This window comes from Sulfuricurvum sp., assembly GCF_023229695.1.
Classification (GTDB): Bacteria; Campylobacterota; Campylobacteria; order Campylobacterales; family Sulfurimonadaceae; genus Sulfuricurvum.
The window spans coordinates 108,376-124,936 of sequence record NZ_JALNYS010000008.1; the positions used below are offsets into that span (position 1 = coordinate 108,376).

General features: G+C 46.4%; 19 protein-coding genes. 14 read left to right on the forward strand and 5 right to left on the reverse strand.

What is annotated here, in order from left to right; all coding sequences use genetic code 11:
* Window positions 1-18: 18 nt before the first annotated feature.
* Window positions 19-357, forward strand: coding sequence for a hypothetical protein (locus tag M0P91_RS07335; RefSeq protein WP_295066113.1), 339 nt, complete (start codon window positions 19-21; stop codon window positions 355-357).
* A gap of 18 nt (window positions 358-375) precedes the next feature.
* Here M0P91_RS07335 and M0P91_RS07340 read toward each other — a convergent pair whose 3' ends face one another.
* Window positions 376-1,299 (reverse strand): class I SAM-dependent methyltransferase, encoded by a 924-nt coding sequence (locus M0P91_RS07340; RefSeq protein WP_295066114.1) that lies wholly within the window; start codon window positions 1,297-1,299, stop codon window positions 376-378.
* Between the two features lie 147 nt (window positions 1,300-1,446).
* Here M0P91_RS07340 and nifN point away from each other — a divergent pair, with 147 nt between their 5' ends.
* From nifN to M0P91_RS07370, 6 genes are all read left to right on the forward strand, one after another.
* The gene (gene nifN, locus M0P91_RS07345; protein WP_295066115.1) at window positions 1,447-2,745 is read left to right on the forward strand and encodes a nitrogenase iron-molybdenum cofactor biosynthesis protein NifN; all 1,299 of its coding nucleotides are present in this window, start codon (window positions 1,447-1,449) and stop codon (window positions 2,743-2,745) included.
* The gene (gene nifX / locus M0P91_RS07350) at window positions 2,735-3,286 is read left to right on the forward strand and encodes a nitrogen fixation protein NifX (RefSeq protein WP_295066116.1); all 552 of its coding nucleotides are present in this window, start codon (window positions 2,735-2,737) and stop codon (window positions 3,284-3,286) included. The genes nifN and nifX overlap by 11 nt, the downstream gene beginning before the upstream one ends.
* Before the next feature lie 92 nt (window positions 3,287-3,378).
* A complete protein-coding gene (locus tag M0P91_RS07355) occupies window positions 3,379-3,825 on the forward strand; it encodes a NifX-associated nitrogen fixation protein (RefSeq protein ID WP_295066117.1) in 447 nt (148 codons plus the stop codon).
* Between the two features lie 167 nt (window positions 3,826-3,992).
* Window positions 3,993-4,508, forward strand: coding sequence for a flavodoxin (locus M0P91_RS07360; RefSeq protein ID WP_295066118.1), 516 nt, complete (start codon window positions 3,993-3,995; stop codon window positions 4,506-4,508).
* A gap of 37 nt (window positions 4,509-4,545) precedes the next feature.
* Window positions 4,546-4,920: a nitrogenase-stabilizing/protective protein NifW gene (locus M0P91_RS07365; RefSeq protein WP_295066119.1), complete on the forward strand. Its 375-nt coding sequence runs from the start codon at window positions 4,546-4,548 to the stop codon at window positions 4,918-4,920.
* On the forward strand, window positions 4,877-5,410 hold the full coding sequence (locus M0P91_RS07370) for a nitrogen fixation protein NifZ (protein ID WP_295066120.1): 534 nt from the start codon (window positions 4,877-4,879) through the stop codon (window positions 5,408-5,410). Before M0P91_RS07365 ends, M0P91_RS07370 begins: the two co-directional genes overlap by 44 nt.
* Before the next feature lies 1 nt (window position 5,411).
* On the opposite strand, the gene M0P91_RS07375 is transcribed toward M0P91_RS07370, so the two are convergent.
* Window positions 5,412-5,543 carry a hypothetical protein gene (locus tag M0P91_RS07375; RefSeq protein ID WP_295066121.1) on the reverse strand — a complete coding sequence of 44 codons (132 nt, stop codon included), beginning with the start codon at window positions 5,541-5,543 and terminating at the stop codon, window positions 5,412-5,414.
* Window positions 5,544-5,591: 48 nt separating this feature from the next.
* Between M0P91_RS07375 and M0P91_RS07380 the strand changes: the two genes are divergently transcribed.
* The 3 genes from M0P91_RS07380 to rpoN all read left to right on the forward strand — a co-directional run bounded on the left by M0P91_RS07380 (window position 5,592) and on the right by rpoN (window position 8,034).
* The gene (locus M0P91_RS07380) at window positions 5,592-5,972 is read left to right on the forward strand and encodes a 2Fe-2S iron-sulfur cluster binding domain-containing protein (protein ID WP_295066122.1); all 381 of its coding nucleotides are present in this window, start codon (window positions 5,592-5,594) and stop codon (window positions 5,970-5,972) included.
* A 229-nt stretch (window positions 5,973-6,201) separates the two neighbouring features.
* Complete coding sequence (locus M0P91_RS07385) at window positions 6,202-6,492, forward strand: 2Fe-2S iron-sulfur cluster binding domain-containing protein (RefSeq protein WP_295066123.1); 291 nt, start codon at window positions 6,202-6,204, stop codon at window positions 6,490-6,492.
* Window positions 6,493-6,768: 276 nt separating this feature from the next.
* On the forward strand, window positions 6,769-8,034 hold the full coding sequence (rpoN, locus tag M0P91_RS07390) for an RNA polymerase factor sigma-54 (RefSeq protein WP_295066124.1): 1,266 nt from the start codon (window positions 6,769-6,771) through the stop codon (window positions 8,032-8,034).
* A gap of 45 nt (window positions 8,035-8,079) precedes the next feature.
* Here rpoN and M0P91_RS07395 read toward each other — a convergent pair whose 3' ends face one another.
* Both M0P91_RS07395 and M0P91_RS07400 read right to left on the reverse strand, forming a co-directional pair.
* The gene (locus M0P91_RS07395; protein ID WP_295066125.1) at window positions 8,080-8,355 is read right to left on the reverse strand and encodes a plasmid stabilization protein; all 276 of its coding nucleotides are present in this window, start codon (window positions 8,353-8,355) and stop codon (window positions 8,080-8,082) included.
* A complete protein-coding gene (locus M0P91_RS07400; protein WP_295066139.1) occupies window positions 8,339-8,587 on the reverse strand; it encodes a type II toxin-antitoxin system prevent-host-death family antitoxin in 249 nt (82 codons plus the stop codon). Before M0P91_RS07400 ends, M0P91_RS07395 begins: the two co-directional genes overlap by 17 nt.
* A 96-nt stretch (window positions 8,588-8,683) precedes the next feature.
* Here M0P91_RS07400 and M0P91_RS07405 point away from each other — a divergent pair, with 96 nt between their 5' ends.
* Window positions 8,684-8,815 carry a hypothetical protein gene (locus tag M0P91_RS07405; RefSeq protein WP_295066126.1) on the forward strand — a complete coding sequence of 44 codons (132 nt, stop codon included), beginning with the start codon at window positions 8,684-8,686 and terminating at the stop codon, window positions 8,813-8,815.
* A gap of 159 nt (window positions 8,816-8,974) precedes the next feature.
* Here M0P91_RS07405 and M0P91_RS07410 read toward each other — a convergent pair whose 3' ends face one another.
* On the reverse strand, window positions 8,975-13,933 hold the full coding sequence (locus M0P91_RS07410) for a papain-like cysteine protease family protein (RefSeq protein WP_295066127.1): 4,959 nt from the start codon (window positions 13,931-13,933) through the stop codon (window positions 8,975-8,977).
* A gap of 603 nt (window positions 13,934-14,536) precedes the next feature.
* On the opposite strand from M0P91_RS07410, the gene M0P91_RS07415 reads away from it, so the two are divergent.
* The 3 genes from M0P91_RS07415 to M0P91_RS07425 all read left to right on the forward strand — a co-directional run bounded on the left by M0P91_RS07415 (window position 14,537) and on the right by M0P91_RS07425 (window position 16,484).
* Window positions 14,537-14,839: a hypothetical protein gene (locus M0P91_RS07415; RefSeq protein WP_295066128.1), complete on the forward strand. Its 303-nt coding sequence runs from the start codon at window positions 14,537-14,539 to the stop codon at window positions 14,837-14,839.
* A gap of 1 nt (window position 14,840) precedes the next feature.
* Window positions 14,841-16,133 carry a type II toxin-antitoxin system HipA family toxin gene (locus M0P91_RS07420; RefSeq protein ID WP_295066129.1) on the forward strand — a complete coding sequence of 431 codons (1,293 nt, stop codon included), beginning with the start codon at window positions 14,841-14,843 and terminating at the stop codon, window positions 16,131-16,133.
* Between the two features lie 129 nt (window positions 16,134-16,262).
* Window positions 16,263-16,484 (forward strand): hypothetical protein, encoded by a 222-nt coding sequence (locus M0P91_RS07425; RefSeq protein ID WP_295066130.1) that lies wholly within the window; start codon window positions 16,263-16,265, stop codon window positions 16,482-16,484.
* Window positions 16,485-16,561: the final 77 nt, after the last annotated feature.

Below are 16,561 nucleotides of genomic sequence, written 5' to 3' on the forward strand. Positions count from 1 at the left end.
TTGCCGATATAGACAACTATGGAATACAATGACACGATGAAACACTCTATGGAACAAGCGGAGATCATGGCCCTTTTTTTTAGAAGCTATTTTCTTTACACCGATATTGCCGGCAAACACGGTTTATCGGAGGAAGATCGGCTTCGCATTCGCGGATACCGGATGCTCATGCGTATACTCGGCCACTACAGCAAAGAGAAGCAGATCCGATCTGAGATTCTCCTGGACGCGTTGAGTGCTCTGCTGGAACATTCTCAGGGGGCACTTTCCGAAGTGATCGAGGAGAGTATCCGTTTTATCGAAAGCCGGCTGCAAAGTGAGCCGGAGAAACAACCGCTTCTTGTCAAATATGCCTGAGATTTTTGCCCCAAACCGCTACCGATTAGCGCTCTCTTTTTTAAAAATCAGATTTTTAAGGCTTCGCTCTTCATCGCGTGAGGGGAAGCTCTCCAGATTTTCAAGCCGCTGAATATAATGAAACTCGGGGGCATTTTCCCGAAAAAGTGTTTTGATGAACTCGGTACCCAGCTCGGGTGCATTGAGCGCGGAGAGGACGATACACTCCTGCGCCGCGAGTTCATTAAGACGACGGATGATTTTTTCATAATCGGATGTTGCCGCAAACGACCCTTTCTGAAAACTGGGGGGATCGATGATGATAAGATCATACGGACCCCCTTTGCGGATACGGCTCCACGATTTTAGGATATTATAGGGCATGAATTGAACTTTTTTCGTATCAAGTCCGTTAATACGGTGGTTTTCCCGGCCGATAGAGAGAACCCCTTTATTCATATCAACATTGACGACCGATGCCGCACCCCCCTGCATCGCGGCAACGGAGAAAGAACAGGTGTAGGCAAAAAGGTTCAATACCTTTTTGCCTTTTGCATTCTGACGAACGAATTCTCTCCCCTTTTTCATATCGGGGAAAAAACCGATATTTTGGCTATTGAGGAAGTTAAGGGTATATTTGAGATTATTCTCGATTGCAAACGTCTCTGGCGGAAGTGCTCCGGCAACCACTTCGGAAGGGGCTCCGTCGCGGTAGCGCTGCTGGATAATCAGCGCGTCCCATTTTTTTTCCCTCTCAAACACCTTTTGCAATAAAGCGACAATCGCGTCCTCCTCGCCATCTGCGGAATAAAAAGTGGCAAAAAGGACCCGATCCGCACTCTCAACACTCAAAAAAGCGTACCCGTCATAAAAATTTCCCCGTCCGTGGAACAATCGGATGTATTCGTCCGTTTTGTTCTGTATATTGCCTATTAACAGCTGATGTAAATCGTCTAAGTTCATTTAAATATCTTTGGTAAAAGTAGTGCAATTATAGTGATATTTTCATTCAACGGATTGCAAAAATACAATAGGGATAAATAGCTTACTCATTCCTATTTACCTCTCCTCGCACAAATCTTGCAATGCTCCTTATAACAAGGAGTTGTCATGGAATTTTCCCTCAGCAAACATGAACACAAACCGCTTCAGGTCAACCCGATCAAACACTCCCAGCCGATGGGGGCGACCCTCGCCTATCTGGGGGTCAAAGATTGTATGCCGCTGATGCATTCCGCACAGGGGTGCGCTTCGTATACCAAGGTCTTTTTTACCCGCCATTTTAATGAGCCGATCGCCATCCGCAACACGTCGGTCAGCGACATCACCGCCGTGCTCGACGGAGGGGATTACTCCATCCTGATGGCGATTGAAAATATCCAGAACAAAGAGAAAAATCTAAAACCTTCAATGATCGGACTGCATACGACCGGTTTGACCGAAACCAAAGGGGATGATGTCCGTGGCGTCGGAAGCCATATCGAAATCCCTTATGTCTTTGTCAACACCCCCGATTATGAGGGGGGAATGGAGAGCGGATGGGGACTGACCGTCAAAGCGATGATCGAACAGCTCACCGAACCCTCTTTGAGCGTCAAACCCAACAAACTGGTGATCTTACCCCATCTAAGTATGCAGCCGATTGAAGTGGAGAAGATAAAAACACTCTGCGAGGATTTCGGCTTTGAAACCTATGCCCTTCCGGACCTCTCTACCTCACTGGACGGCTATTGGGATGAGGGGCAGGGGAAACTGGCCAACGGCGGGATAACGGTCGATGAGATACGTACACTGGCCACATGCGCAACGGTGATCACCATCGGACAATCGATGAAAAAATCGGCCGTAGCGCTTCAGGGCAAAAACCCTCAAATCGAACATCTCCATTTCAATCATGTCATGGGGCTTGATGCGTGTGACAATTTTGTCGCTGCATTGATGAAAATCCGACAAACTGAACCCAAACCGCTGATCAAGCGATGGCGCGCTCGGCTCCAAGATGCGATGCTAGATTCTCATTTCCTAATCGGGAGCTCCCATTTCGTCGTGACGGGGGAACCCGATATGCTCAGCGGGATATGTGCGCTGCTGCGCAGTGTCGGCGGAACGATCACGGCGGCGGTTTCTACGACGTTTAGTGATGTTTTGCATACGATTGAGGCGGAGAATGTTTTTGTCGGGGATCTGGAAGACGCACGCCGTTTCTTTGGTCAAGCCGACATGGTTATCAGTAATTTCCATGCAGAACGAATCTTGCATATGTATCACAATACGGCACTCGTGATCCGAGGATTTCCGAATTATGAAGAGCTTGGGAATCAGCTCAAAAACGATCAGCTGTATGAAGGAAGCGCTTACTTTTTATTCGAAATCGCCAATGAACTGAGAAAGGCAAAACATGAATCTTGAAAATTCCGCTCCGGAGGGAGCAAGCTTTAGTGCCATAGCGGCTAGCGAAAGCGAACTGGGCTTTGCTCAGGTCGCGACTAAAAAAAATGATAGCACTAAAATCAAAGTAGAGGGGAACGGAACAATGGATAGCGCTTTGAAAGTTGCTTTTGCGACCAAAGATATGGAAGAGATCAATGCCCATTTCGGCGGTGCAAAAGAGTTTGTCGTTTACAACGTCTCAAAAGAGGGATTTGAGCTTTCTGAAGTCATTAAGACCGATACCTCGGATAAAGAGGATGATGATAAGACCGATTTTCGTGTTCGTGCATTGAAAGGGGTCAATATAATGTATTCTGAAAGTATCGGCGGAACGGCAGCGGCAAAAGTGATTCGAGCCGGTATTCATCCGATGAAAGTGAACGAACCGACATTGATCGTTGATGTTCTCAATAGCCTCGTCACAATGATCAATGGTAATCCGCCCCCATGGGTAAAACGGATTATTCAGATGAAAACCGAACACGACGTTCGACAGGATAGATGGGCCGAAGGGGAATAGAGAGATGGATCCCCGGATCAAGTCCGGGGATGACGGGATTTGTCATTCCCGCGAAGGCGGGAATCCAGCTAAAAAATTAAAGGATTTTCAAAATGGAAGCAGAAAACAAATTAAGTGAATTCGGATTAGAGATCGTACGCCAGATTCGGGCACTCGATCAGTTCGGCAACTGGGCAAAGATGAGCGATGAAGAGTTGTTGATCAAAAAATACGTCAAAACCAAAGAAGAGTTAAAACTGGTCCCTTTGATCGCCGACATCGATGAAATGATGATCAACGATATCAAAATGATCTACAAAGCCGTTGCCCTCTCTTATGAGCGTAAAACCGGTGTCGTGTGCAATGTCATTATGGAGATGAGTCATGAGGGATTCGGCCGATGTGCCGTCATCGCCGATCGCATCTGTATCGTTAACAAATATTTCAAAGACGCCCACCGCTTCAGCTATCGAACCCTCGAAGCACTTTTCGAAGACGGTGACAAAACATTGGCAAATGCGATCGAGATTTACGAACAATACAAACCGTGCATTAAATAACTGACCTTACGCACCTTGTCTAAACACGTGCGAAAAGGTTGATAATCTCCCGTATCTGACAGATACGGGAAGCTTTAGGGGGTTGTAGGGACTTTAGTCCCTGCCACTTTACGGGCTTTGCCCGAAAAGTGCGTAACATTAGTTAAATAAGATAAAGGAGAAATCAAATGGCAAAGATAGGGATCTTTTTTGGAAGCAGCAGCGGTGTGACACGCGGTGCGGCAGAGTTGTTGGGAGAACAATTTCCGGGTTCGGAGCTGATCGATATGGAAGAAGATTATGACGGAGTCGATCAATTCGAGGATTTCGATGTATTAATTCTCGGGTCTTCTACATGGGGACAGGGTGATCCGCAACGCGACTGGGTCGATCCTCTGTATGAACTTGATAACGACCGTCCTGATCTAAGCGGTAAAAAAGTAGCATTTTTCGGTGCGGGGGACCAAAAAACCCATGGAGAGCATTTTGTCAGTGCTTTGGGAAAAATGCATGACCTTTTTGTCTCTTTGGGGGCGGAAGCGTACGGATATACCTCCACCGGCGGATTTGATTATGAACATTCACTGGCGGAACGTGACGGAAAATTCTGCGGGTTGGCCTTTGATGATGTCAATCAGGAAGAGTTAACGGAAGAACGGGTTATAAGTTGGGCTTCACAGCTCAAAAGCGAAATGGGATTGTAGAGCAAAAATTGCACTGCACATACAAAAGGAGTACAGAATGGGAACATTAGCCGAATTTCAAACGATTACCGATACCGAAGATTTTTTCGATTTTTTTGATCTTGCCTACGATGAGCGTCTGGTCCAGGTCAAGCGATTTCATATGATGAAAAAATTTGGCGAAATGGTTGAAAAAGCCAAAGGACATGATATGGGAGGCGACGATAAATTGCTTGAATATTATAAATTTGCTCTGATCAGTGTCTATAAAAATTTTGAAAACGGCTATAGCCCATCGGCTGCGGATGTGTGGGATATGTTTGATAAACCGAGCGGTTGCGGTACTTGCAGTACTTCAAGCAGCTGTAATGATATTGAGGAGGTCAGTCATGGAGTCCACGCCTGTGTCAGCCAAGCCCCAATCAGTTTTTGAACACAAGGGGAGCGAAGCCCCCCATGTTACGCTGGCCGCTGAGGCACTGAAGCTTGCCTCTGACGAGGCAGATCTAAATCGATCAGATATTGAACTGCCGATTAACAATGAAGCACGTAAAACGAATCTCTATAAAATGTCCACCAAAGATGAGATCCTTTCGGTTTTCAGAGTCGGACAAAGAGTGCGTCTTGTAAAAGCAATTCGAAACGACGGAACCTATCCGCACGCAAAAGTCGGTGATGTTCTTGTTGAAGCCGGTTCGGAAGGGTATGTCCGTAAAATCGGCGATTTTTTGCAGACCATACGGGTGTACGAAGTGAACTTTATTGAAGAAGGGTTGACGTTCGGATGCCGTGAAGCGGAGCTGGAAAGTGCCCTTGAAGATGACGGTTATGACGAAGTGGCCGAAGAGCTTAAATGGCTTAAAGAACATCGTGCCGCGAGAGCCGCTGAAAAAGCGGCGCAATCTCAAGAAGGGGAGGGGTAATTCACTTTTTGAGATTTGTGCATCCTTTATCGATACGAAATGCCATGAGCGTATCGATAAAATCGAGTTCGTAGATATCGGAAAGCTTTGAAAAGGGATGCCCCCTTCCAAAGCCGGATGGTAACGTTGCCAAAGGGGCTTTGCCTCTTTGAGTGAATCATAAATCTAGGGAGGAGTCAAAATGGTAAACGTCATTTTTTGTGGATTCGGCGGAGGCCAGGACAAACGTGTTTTTGCAAAAGCCGGAGATTTGTTGTTACGCGTTGCCGAAAGCAACGGGATCAAAATACCGACGGATTGTACCGACGGAATGTGCGCGAGCTGTGCCGTACGGATCGAAGATATCTCAAATGATGAGGCAATCGCTTCGACGGAAGAGGACTATTCATCCAAAGGGCAAGCAGTCTATATGGATGATAAAGAGCTTGAAACATTGATGCAAATGGGTGCAATCAATAAAAAAGAGGCGGAAGTCGCACAACAGTTCAATCGTCCGACACCGGTACGCCTTGCGTGCCAATGCGTCATTAAAGAGTCTATTCTGGTTAAACCGTATAACTAAAATCGGCTGAGTTTGACTTTACGCACTTTGCCTTAACAGGTACTTCAAGGGGAATTAATCTCCCGTATCCGAAAGATACGGGTAGCTTTAGGGGGGTGCGTAACATCAGTAAGTACTAAAAGTACATGCGAAAGTGTGTACGGGTTTCTTGCAAAAGGAACTTAGCGTTAGCGTAGTTTCATCCGTTTACGGATGAAACATAAAAAATAATATAAAACAAGGGGTTGAGATGACAACACGCGTAGAAATTATAAATGACTTTTTGGCTATCAATGTCAAACCGGGCAAAACGATTCAAGATATCGTAGAAGCTTCAGGAAGTGCTTTACCATTCGGATGCCGTGACGGTGAGTGTGGAACCTGTGTCGTAATGATCGAATCGGGGATGGAATTTATGAGTGAAATCAACGAAAAAGAGAAAACGGTATTGAAAACAGTCGGCGAAACGAGTCCGAAAGCACGTTTGGCATGCCAAATGAAAGTTGTATCGCCTAACGGTTTGGTACGTATCAAATATTAAGTTCTATTGGTTTCGAGTGCCGAAAGTGTCTAGCCCGCAGTGGTTTGACCGTCAATAGAACGGGCCCTTTGACTCCAAGTCTCTATAAGTGAGGAAACTCACTTGTAAGAGCTTTTCATCCTGCCGCATATGGCACTAAAACCTCTCTCCCGAGGCACATTTCTCTATATTGCCTCTTTTTTAATCATGTTAATGATGATAATTTAACTATAATTTTGATTAGAACAAAATATGCTGTAAGTTTTGAAAACAAACTTATTTAGATAGGTGATTATCATGCGAACGACACTCTCTTATAAACAAAAACAATTACCCCGACTCTCGATGCAGACATGGCTTCCGCTGCTTCAATGTTCCTTAAACGATTTGGAAAAGCATCTTCAGGTTATTACAAACGAAAACCCGTGTATTGATATGAAATCGGGATTTGAAGAGTCGAATGCCCAGGCAGGCGGTACATCGGCATACGGTGCATTTCAAAACTACGTCTCCAATGCGTCAAGCGAGCAGATCGAGTGGCTCAGTATCGCATCAACCTCTTTATATGAAAAACTGGACGATCAGATCGTCGCACCGCTCTTTCCGACGCCGATTTCCCAGAAAATAGCCCGTCAGATCATTTATTACATTAACGATGAAGGATATTTTGAAGGGAGCGTCGAAGAGGTTGCTGAGCAATGCGATACCGACCCCCATACGGTGGAGCGGGTACGCCAGCGATTTGCCCATCTTGAACCTTCCGGCGTAGGGGCGGTGGATTACAAAGAGTCGTTTTTGTTCCAGCTGGGCGATTATGATCTCGACGATGAGTTGAGTATTCTACTCGGGGCGATGATTTTACAGTTTGACAAGATGGAAAAGTTTATCAACCACCCCCGCCTTGCCGATGCCAAACATATTTTGCAGCATCTTAAAAACCCTCCCGCATTGGAGTACATGGAGCCTGAGACCCAGATCACTCCCGACCTTTTCGTCGAATTTGTCGGATCGGAGCTCAATATCCGTATCAATCACGCCTTTTATCCCGATTTGCAGGTAAACATGATCGATAAATACGACAATTTTGCCAAACAAAAATTCAAAGAGGCGCGGGAGCTGGTCAAACTTCTCGATCTGCGCAAAGCAACCCTCTACAACATAGCGCTGGTCCTCATCGAAAAGCAGTATGCTTTTTTTATGGGGGGAGAGCTCAAACCGCTCCGTCTTCAAGACGTCGCCGATGAACTGGGATTTAACGAATCGACGATCTCACGGGCTATTTCGGATAAATACATTCAGACGGAGCGGGGGCTTTTGGCATTCAAAGAGTTTTTTTCAAACTCCATCGGAGAAGTATCCACCTCGGAGATAAAACATTTTCTCCAGCGCCTCGTCAGCAGTGAAGAAAAAGAAAATCCGTTCAGCGACAAAGATCTGCATGAAACGATTGAAGAGCGCTTCGGGGTCAAAATGGTCCGTCGGCTCATTGCCAAATACCGTCAGGAACTTGACATCCCCTCGTACAAAGAGCGGCAGTTTTTGTATAAACTGGAGCTGATTTAAAATAATCACGGATGTTACGCAAAATAATAATTATTTTTGATTCCATTAATATACCTCGTCGTGGGTTCCGATATCCATCGGGATAATCTCTTTGTCAGTGATGATAAACTCAATAATCATGCGATAACTCATCGTGATTGAAACCGAATGGTAATCCGACTTTTTCCCTTGCAATTTGTGTAAACGTAAAGAGGGATGAAAAGGATTGTCTTCCAGTATTACCATCGTTTTTTTATAACGCTCATAAACATCAGGATGACGTTTGAAACATTTCAATGCTTTTGTCTTGAAATCATCGGTCAGTTTAATCGTGTAGGGCATTTTCTATCTCTTTAAAATGCGCCTCTAAATCGGTGGTGTATCGTCCTGCCGCAATATCTGCCATGGCATTGTCATACGCTTTGTCGAGTTCCATTGCCCGGAGTTCTTTATAACGTTCGATATCGATTACAACGTATTTGTTTTTACCCCGTACATTGATGATGACCTCTTCAGCTTTCTCGAACAGTTTATCGAAGAGGGAAACCCCTTTGGTCTTTACTTCGTTTGCCATTACTACCACAATCGTCTCCTTAATAGTACTATTAATTATATTATATAGAGTATTTTATAATTTGCCCTTAAATGCGCGGTCGAGATATTCGACACTATGGGTTTGGATGTCGAGAGGTGGGAGGGTAATTTCAAACTCATACAGAATGAAGCGATGATGATAGAGCGGATCGGATATATTCACAATAATCCCGTTAAACGGGGATATGTGGATGAAGCGTCACACTGACGTTACAGCAGTGCACGGAACTATGAAGGCAAGGAGGGACTTATCGATGTTGAACGAATGTGGTAACCGAAAAAAGGTTTCAGATATCAGTATGCAACGTGGACGTTGGGAACGTTGGGAACGAAATGATGCGAAGCAGTGCTTCGCATCGACATAAGATCAGTAATGCATGATTTGCAGACGGGGGGCGTAGGCTACCTCTTCGAATTTTTTCGCAAAAGCGCGAAACGATTCGGTGTATTGGCGCCCCCCTGCGGGATCGTTGATTCGCAGGAAGGTCCCATCTACCGTCCCGTCTCCGTAGATACCGCGAATAACACGGGCATGGATTGCCCACAGAGCGCCGGGTGCTTCGTCGGCGACGGCGATCAGGGGGCCGTGATTTTCGATCAGTGAACGCAGTCCGCTAATCGTATAGCTCATCGGCGGCTCTGCGGTTAGGCCACAGGCTGAGGCGAATGCGTCGTGTTCCGCACCGGGAAGACCCACATTGTTGTCGAACATGGTGCGGTATTTGGCACCGGCTGTGTCCATGGCCGTCTGGATCGTATAGGTGGCGTTATCGTGCCATGAGAGCATCATCGTAGCCACTGTCGCCCAGCAGGTCATGTTGGAGGGTTGCGCAATGATGGGGACCAGTCCGGGGACGGTATAATCAAAGGAACTGCCGCTTCCGGTGGTGGCGGTCTCTTTGATCTGGATACTGGCACCGGCACCGTCTTGCAGCATAATATTCGACTGGGATTTGGCTCCTTGCGCTTTAATGAGTTCTTTGACTTCGGGTTGTTCGGTCAGAGAAGCGGCTTTGTTTGTCGGCTCTCCGACGAGAGAGCTCAAGGCACTGTAGGAGAGTTTATTGGCCTGATCTTTCGAGATTTGCTGCTCAGTTTCGGCCTGCTGGATCGTTTTGAGGGTTTTGCCAATATCTTTTTTCATCCCCTGCTGTTTTTGGATATCGGCGGCGATATTGGCCAGATCGGTCACACTTTTTGAGGTGGTCTCCAGCGCTTTGATCGCGTTGGACTGTGTTCCCGCCAAGCCTGTCATGTCTTTAAAAGCGTCGCTTTTGCCCAGCAGCGAGTAGGCTGCGGCGAGCCCGGTCGGATCGGGAGCTGAGGGGGCATTTTGCATTGTTATGATGCTGGTAGGGAAGTCTTTGACCTGTAGATTCCCCGGATCGCTGCGGCGGCTGTCGGTCGAAACGGTGCCGATCGCGGTCGGTTTGGTTCCGCAGGGAGCATCCTCAAATCGCCAGTGGCGGCTGTCGTCGATCTCTTCGCAGCTGTTGCAGCGTCCCATGACCGATTCGGCATAGACCCCTTTGGTCGGGACACTGATACGGAATGGATCGGGTTTGGCAGTGGGTTGATAAAAGCCCATAAGGTCTTCAACTCCTCGGAACACCGGATCAAGCCGCTCTCCGGGAACCACTTTAAGGATCAGGTTGTTGCCGACGATCCCCATAATTTTGTTCTCTACGACGCTCGCGACGCTCCGCCCGCCCGAGTTGGGGGCGATGTATCCATCAAGCAGTCCGAAGAGGCGGCTGCCGTCCATGCTTCCCCAGATCAGTTTGTGCGACATCTCCATATGTTCGTTTAAAAACGCAATCAGCGCAGCTGCGGCTTCGCGGTCCTCTTTACGCGGGTTGCGTTGTTCGTTGGTATTCATCGGGGTGTAGAGGAGGGCCGCATCGGTCGTGTAGACGATGGTGAATCCCCCATGGATTTCGACGCTATTAATGATGTCGTTGTTGATGTGGGCGTTTCGTAAAATATACTCACTCATGTGCACCGTGCGATAATGGAGATAGCCGGAACGGAGGATGATTTTCGATGCGGCTGTCACTATCGTATTGGCTCGGAAACGGAGATGTTTGATTTGGCGTCGGGTGATGTTCTGGAGGCTCTTGCTGGCAATACTCACCTGCAAAGGAGCGCGTTTGCGGTAGGTGGAGAGGATCGTATAGTCTAGATCGAGTCTCACCTCCGCACCGTTATCGGCGATGGCGTCGATTTGAAGGGTCTCGATAAACGAGCGGACGATGGCGGGGGCATACTGCTCCTCGAAAATCGCGTCTTTCTCCGCCTCACTCAGAGGAACTTCCTGTTCGAGATGAAAGACCATTTTACCGATAAACCACGGAAAAGGGATCGAGAGATCGTATTCTTCGGTTTTGGTCGCCTCTTCGACACTCTTGATATAGGGGCGTTTGAAGTCGAAAGTGATCGTAAAATTTCCGCTAAACTCTTCGATAGTTTCGTCGCAGTAGCTTCCGACCGGAAAATCGGAGTTGGCATAATTGGTCTCGATCCTCTCGATCGCATCGAATCCTCTGCGCAGTTTGGTTCCATAGATGCCGCGTCGCAGAGTATTGCTCCAGCGGAGTACTTTGGCGTGATCAAAATGGCTCATCGGCAGCGGCACGAACAGACACTCCTGTACATCGGCGAGGTTCTGCTCGATCGCATAATGGCGGAGCACTTCGAAATACTCCACCGTCATCGCGTGACAATGGTTGTTGTTTTTGATCACTTCGGTCTGGACGCTCAGGTTTTCATTTTGTCCCACCGTCTGGATGACGGTGCTTCGCTGCCCCCGTAGCGACGAGGCGGACTGGGAGACGTTATCTTGCAACCGGTTCAAAGAACTTCCCGAGAGATTGCGGGCCGAGTTTTGGCTGGCGGTCGAGGTGGACGATGCCCCCGAGTGGGAGACGCCGCCGGCGATACCGAAGGCGATACCGGAGATAAATCCCCCTACACCTCCACCGATCCCGCCGCTGGTGGAACTGGTTTTATTGGTGGAGCGGGCATTAATGTTTTCGCTGAAGGAGGAGTTGATGATCTCACTGATATCTCTATCGCGGGAGATCTCGGCTTCGAGCGACTCGTAAACGCTCTGGTTTTCACTCCGCCCGGCACGCTCATTGCGGTCCCAGTCGAGAATAGCGATCTGTTTTTCCTGGCATGGGGCGAGGGGGAGACTGTAGAGGAGGTCCCCGAGCGAATAGCCGTCGGCTTTCCATTGCTGTTTAAAATGGAGGAGATGGCCGTGGGCAATCGTCGTATTTTCGTAAACCGTCGGCGTTTCGTCCCAGTCGATGCTGTTTTCGACACTGAGTTCGCGGCGTCCGGGATGGTTGGTGATGTAGGCCCGTTCGATCTCTTCGATTTTGGTAATGGCACGGTAGATTTGTCGTTTGGTCGAAATCAGGGAGTCTTTGATCGTGCTGTAATGGCGGAGGAAATAGTCGTCTTCGAGTGAAACCATAAAATTAGCACCGGAACGGTAAAAGCTATGAAACTCTTCGAGAAGATTCAAAAATGCCGTGATGCTGTTGAGGAAAATGTCGTAATACGACCGGATCGACATAATCTCTCCCAACGAAAAAATCGATTGGTTCCGCAGGGTCTCTTTGATCTCGTCGTACTGTTTTAAGAGGCACATGATCCCCATATTCTGTTGCTTTTCGGCGGGTGGACAGGGTTCGAAGTTATGGGAGCTCTCCTCTTTTGCCTGAGAAAGTTCGCTCACCGTGCGGCGAAGGTATCCCAGAAACTCTTCTTGGTTTTGCGATTCGGGGGTCTCCTTATCGATGGCAACGATCAGTTTTTCGCATTTGTTCTCCACCAGGGTAATGACGGTGTGATCGGCATAGGGTTGGGCGATCATCTGGTCGAGTTCGGAGATAAACGTGGAGAGTGCCCGGGTGAGCTTGGCGCTGTCTTTCACAAATTGGGCATATTCGCGGATATGCCCCAGCAGGGACTGCAGGCTTTTACGGTTGAGGGTGTCGTTGGCCGTGAGGGTTTCGCAGTAGCTTTTTACCTCCTCTACACCGTATTTTCCGCAGTAGGCCGAGGCAAGTTTGGCATGCAGGGTTTGGAGTTTTTTCTTCCGTTTTTCCTGTTCGGCGAGGATTTTGAGGATGTCGGTAAAATCGATCCCTCTTTTTACTCCGAGAAGGTCTCTGGTGTTGACTTTCAGCTCCCGTGCGCCCAATGCGACTTTGAGATGATAAACGGGTGCGGCGGTAAAGGTTGTTTGAGCCGTAACGGACGAAGCATCGCTCATTTTGTACATTTTTACCTGCTGTTCTTCCTGTGCAGCCGTTTTCTCTTCATCGATCGTATAGGGGATTAGCGAGAGGGTGCTCAGGGAGTTGTTGAGGTTACTGAAAAGGGTGAAGAGGCCATCGGAAATACTAAAGAGCTCTTCACGGATTTTTTTGCTCTCTTTGGTCGTGATGGTGAGCCCTTTGATCTCGGGTTCGGTGGTGCGGACACTATGGTAAAAGCTGAACTCTTCGAGGGTACGGTTCGGGATGGTAAAATCGATGCATTTCCCCCCAAGATCCTGTGAAAAAGCCGAAGAGCCTACCAGCTCGTCACTATCGGGGAGGGCCGGGACACAGCACTGTTCTGCCAAATCCTCCGGAAGAGCCGAGAGATCGGTGACAAGGAGGACGTTTTTAGGGAGTTTTTTCTCCTCCAGAGGGATGGAGAGGGGTTGCGATTCGAGGCCGGCAATAACGCCGTAAGCCTGCTGATGGGTAAGCGAATCGATTTTTCCGTAAAAATAACCCTGTTTATCGGTGATGGCCGAAAAGACGGGGCGGAATGTTGCCGTACTGAACGGAGCATTGGGATCGTCGCTGACCATAATGATGACGTGCAGCCCGCTCCCCTTTTTTTCGCCGGAGAGGTCGATTACCTTTCCGTTAATTTTCCGTAAGGACTGGGTAGTCGGGCTGGAGAGGTTGAAGACGATCACCTTGGGATCGACTTTGATCACCAGAGGCTCAGAAACATCCGGGGCGCTTTCGGTAATCAATGCCGCCTGGAGACTGCCATAAGAATAAATCTGTTTCCCCAGCATCGAACCATCAGGAGCGTAAACTTCGAGGGTAATGGACTCTTCGGTGATGAGATTCTGCATCGGCAAGAAAAAACGGAAGGCCCCGTTTTCTTCGACGTCGATACGGTCTTTACTGTAGACTGAGCTGCCGCTGATGAGCTGGATGTAGCTGACTTTGAGAAAATGGCCCTGATATTCGTCGTGGATGGTACGACTGTCGGTTGGTTTTAAAACACCGTTAATGCTGTAACGTTTCATACTAAACCTTTAAAATGTGATACGGCCACTTTAGCATATCGTTGTTTACTATTTCTTAATGGTAAAAAAGAATATCACAAAATGAAATGAATCAAAGTCGACAAATACGATCAGGACATATTTTGCAAGAGGAAAAATAATTTGGGAAAAATATGAGTAAAATACTCAGGTAAGAGAGATGAATAATCGTTTTTTCTTATTTTCTAAAAATAAAGTTATTCTAGGGTTGATTTTGGAGGATGAAAGCGGTAGTTGTCAGACGCGGAAACCTTCAAGGCCACGGATGTACGCTATGCGATCATTTTTGAGCACTAAAACGATCAGGAGAATACAGAAAAATGAATCTTTACGAAAAACTCAGTAAAAATATCCATCTGTTTACAGATTAACTGATGTTACGCACTTTACGCGCATAGCCCGTAAAGTGGCAGGGACTAGGGTCCCTACAACCCCCTAAAGCTTCCCGCATCTTCCGGATGCGTGAGAATAATTCCCCTTTTCGCACTTGCTAAAGCAAGGTGCGCAAGGTCAGATATTAAAATAAACATACTATAATATGCCCTATATCTAAATATATTAGATAATACATACTATAGGATGTTTATGCTTGAACTAAAAACACCTTTCGAATTCATCGAAGAACTCATTGATACTATCGAAAAAACGCGTAAGCGGAAAAAACTGAGACAACAAGACCTTTGTGAGCTTGCCGGTCTTTCGATTGCTACTTATCAAAAGTTCATCTATCAGAAAAAGATCGCTCTGATCTCACTGGTACAGGTATTATATGCGCTGGATATGATAAAAAATTTGGAAGGGTTGATAGCCTATGATGAGATCCAAAGTCTCGACGACATCCGAGATGCTGCCAATAAAAACCCTCTACCAAAACGGGTAAGGAAATAATATGGAAAAACCATTAGAAGTCGTTGCTTATCTTTATGAGCATAAGATTGGAACCATGATCATGCATATGGGTCGAATCTATTTCGAATACGACTCTGTGTTTACATCTCTCGAACTTGAAATATCCCCTCTGAAATTGAATACCAAAAAAATTACCGGTGCGTATACCAATCCTGATTCACCCGATTACTATCATGGGATGAGTGGTGTGTTTTTCCACTCTCTTCCGGATAAGCATGGAATGCCATTTATTGACCGCTACTTTGAGCGACAGGGAGTTGCTTCCGATAAAGTGACATTACTACAAAAGCTAACGTTCATCGCTGATCGCGGTATGGGTGCCATAGAGTATGCACCGAAAGAACATCAAGACGTTATTGATGCAGCAATCGCTCTTAGCGCAAAAGAATTATGTGAAGAGATGCGATATGTACTTGAAGATGATAATAAGGGTTCCATGGTCGCAGAGTTCATGAACATTATCAATAATGCTTCACCCATCGGTGGTGCTCGACCTAAACTGCTGATCACTTACAGTAAACAAACCGGTGAAATCCGTAGCAATAGTGCCAAGCTTGATGATGGATTTATCCGTTCTATCTTAAAATTTGATGAGTCATACCCCAATGGCTCTGGAATAAATGAAAGTATTGAGTTAACAAAACTAGAACACCTGCACATGACTCTCGCGCGTGAGTGTGGAATCACGATACCCGACATGATCCTAATTGAAGAAAGTGGGGAACACCATCTCGTCTTTGCACGATACGATAGAGATGAAAACGATAAAAAAATCCATGTGTGCAGTGCGGCCGGTTTGCTGCATAAAGATATCAGCGTTCCTCAAGTCATGTCGTATGAGGAACTTCTTAAACTAACCAATTTGATATGTAAAAGCCAAGCTGACGTAGAGGAAATGTATCGGCGTATGGTATTCAACGCGTTATCCTTTAATGTCGATGACCATGCGAAAAACTTTGAATTTATGATGGATCGAAATGGAAAATGGCGTCTTGCACCGGCGTATGATGTCACTTATTCTAAAGGAGCCGTAAAAGAACACCTTACTACAATCAACGGTAAGGGTTCCAATTTTACTATTGATGATTTTTTGGCAGTCGCCAAGAAAAATCTTATTGATGAAAAGAATGCGAAAAAGATTATCGATACTATTGCTGAAAAACTCTCAACATACGAAAAAAGAGCTCAAATAGCCCAAATCAGTCAATCTGAAGCAACCAAGATCGGTGAGGAAATCCGATTGCAGTTAATTGGTATGAAGCTTATTATTTAATATACCAGTGAAATCAGTTTTTCTGAACTACAGTCCGCCGCATCGACAAGCTTAAAACTTCGCGGATACGATGTCGTCTATAACAGCGAGATCGCCTACAATGTCAACCTCCGCTCCCTCACCCTCACTATGTCCGCCGATATCACACACTTATCAAATAATAATTATTTAAAACAAAATATATTTACTTATATATCTAAAAGTGATACTATAAATAATTATTTTTATTTATTAAATTTAAATCAAAGGGAAGCAGCAGCTATTGGCTACAAAACTCCCAATGAGGTTTACTATCAAGCTGACAATAATCTAGTCTCTAAAGGAGTAAAACTGTTACCACTGGTATTGTAAAGAGGTGGAATTAAAAAACTTGATTTATTGGTCTTGGAAAAAGGGTTCATTATAGGTGGAGATGACTCTCCAAATTG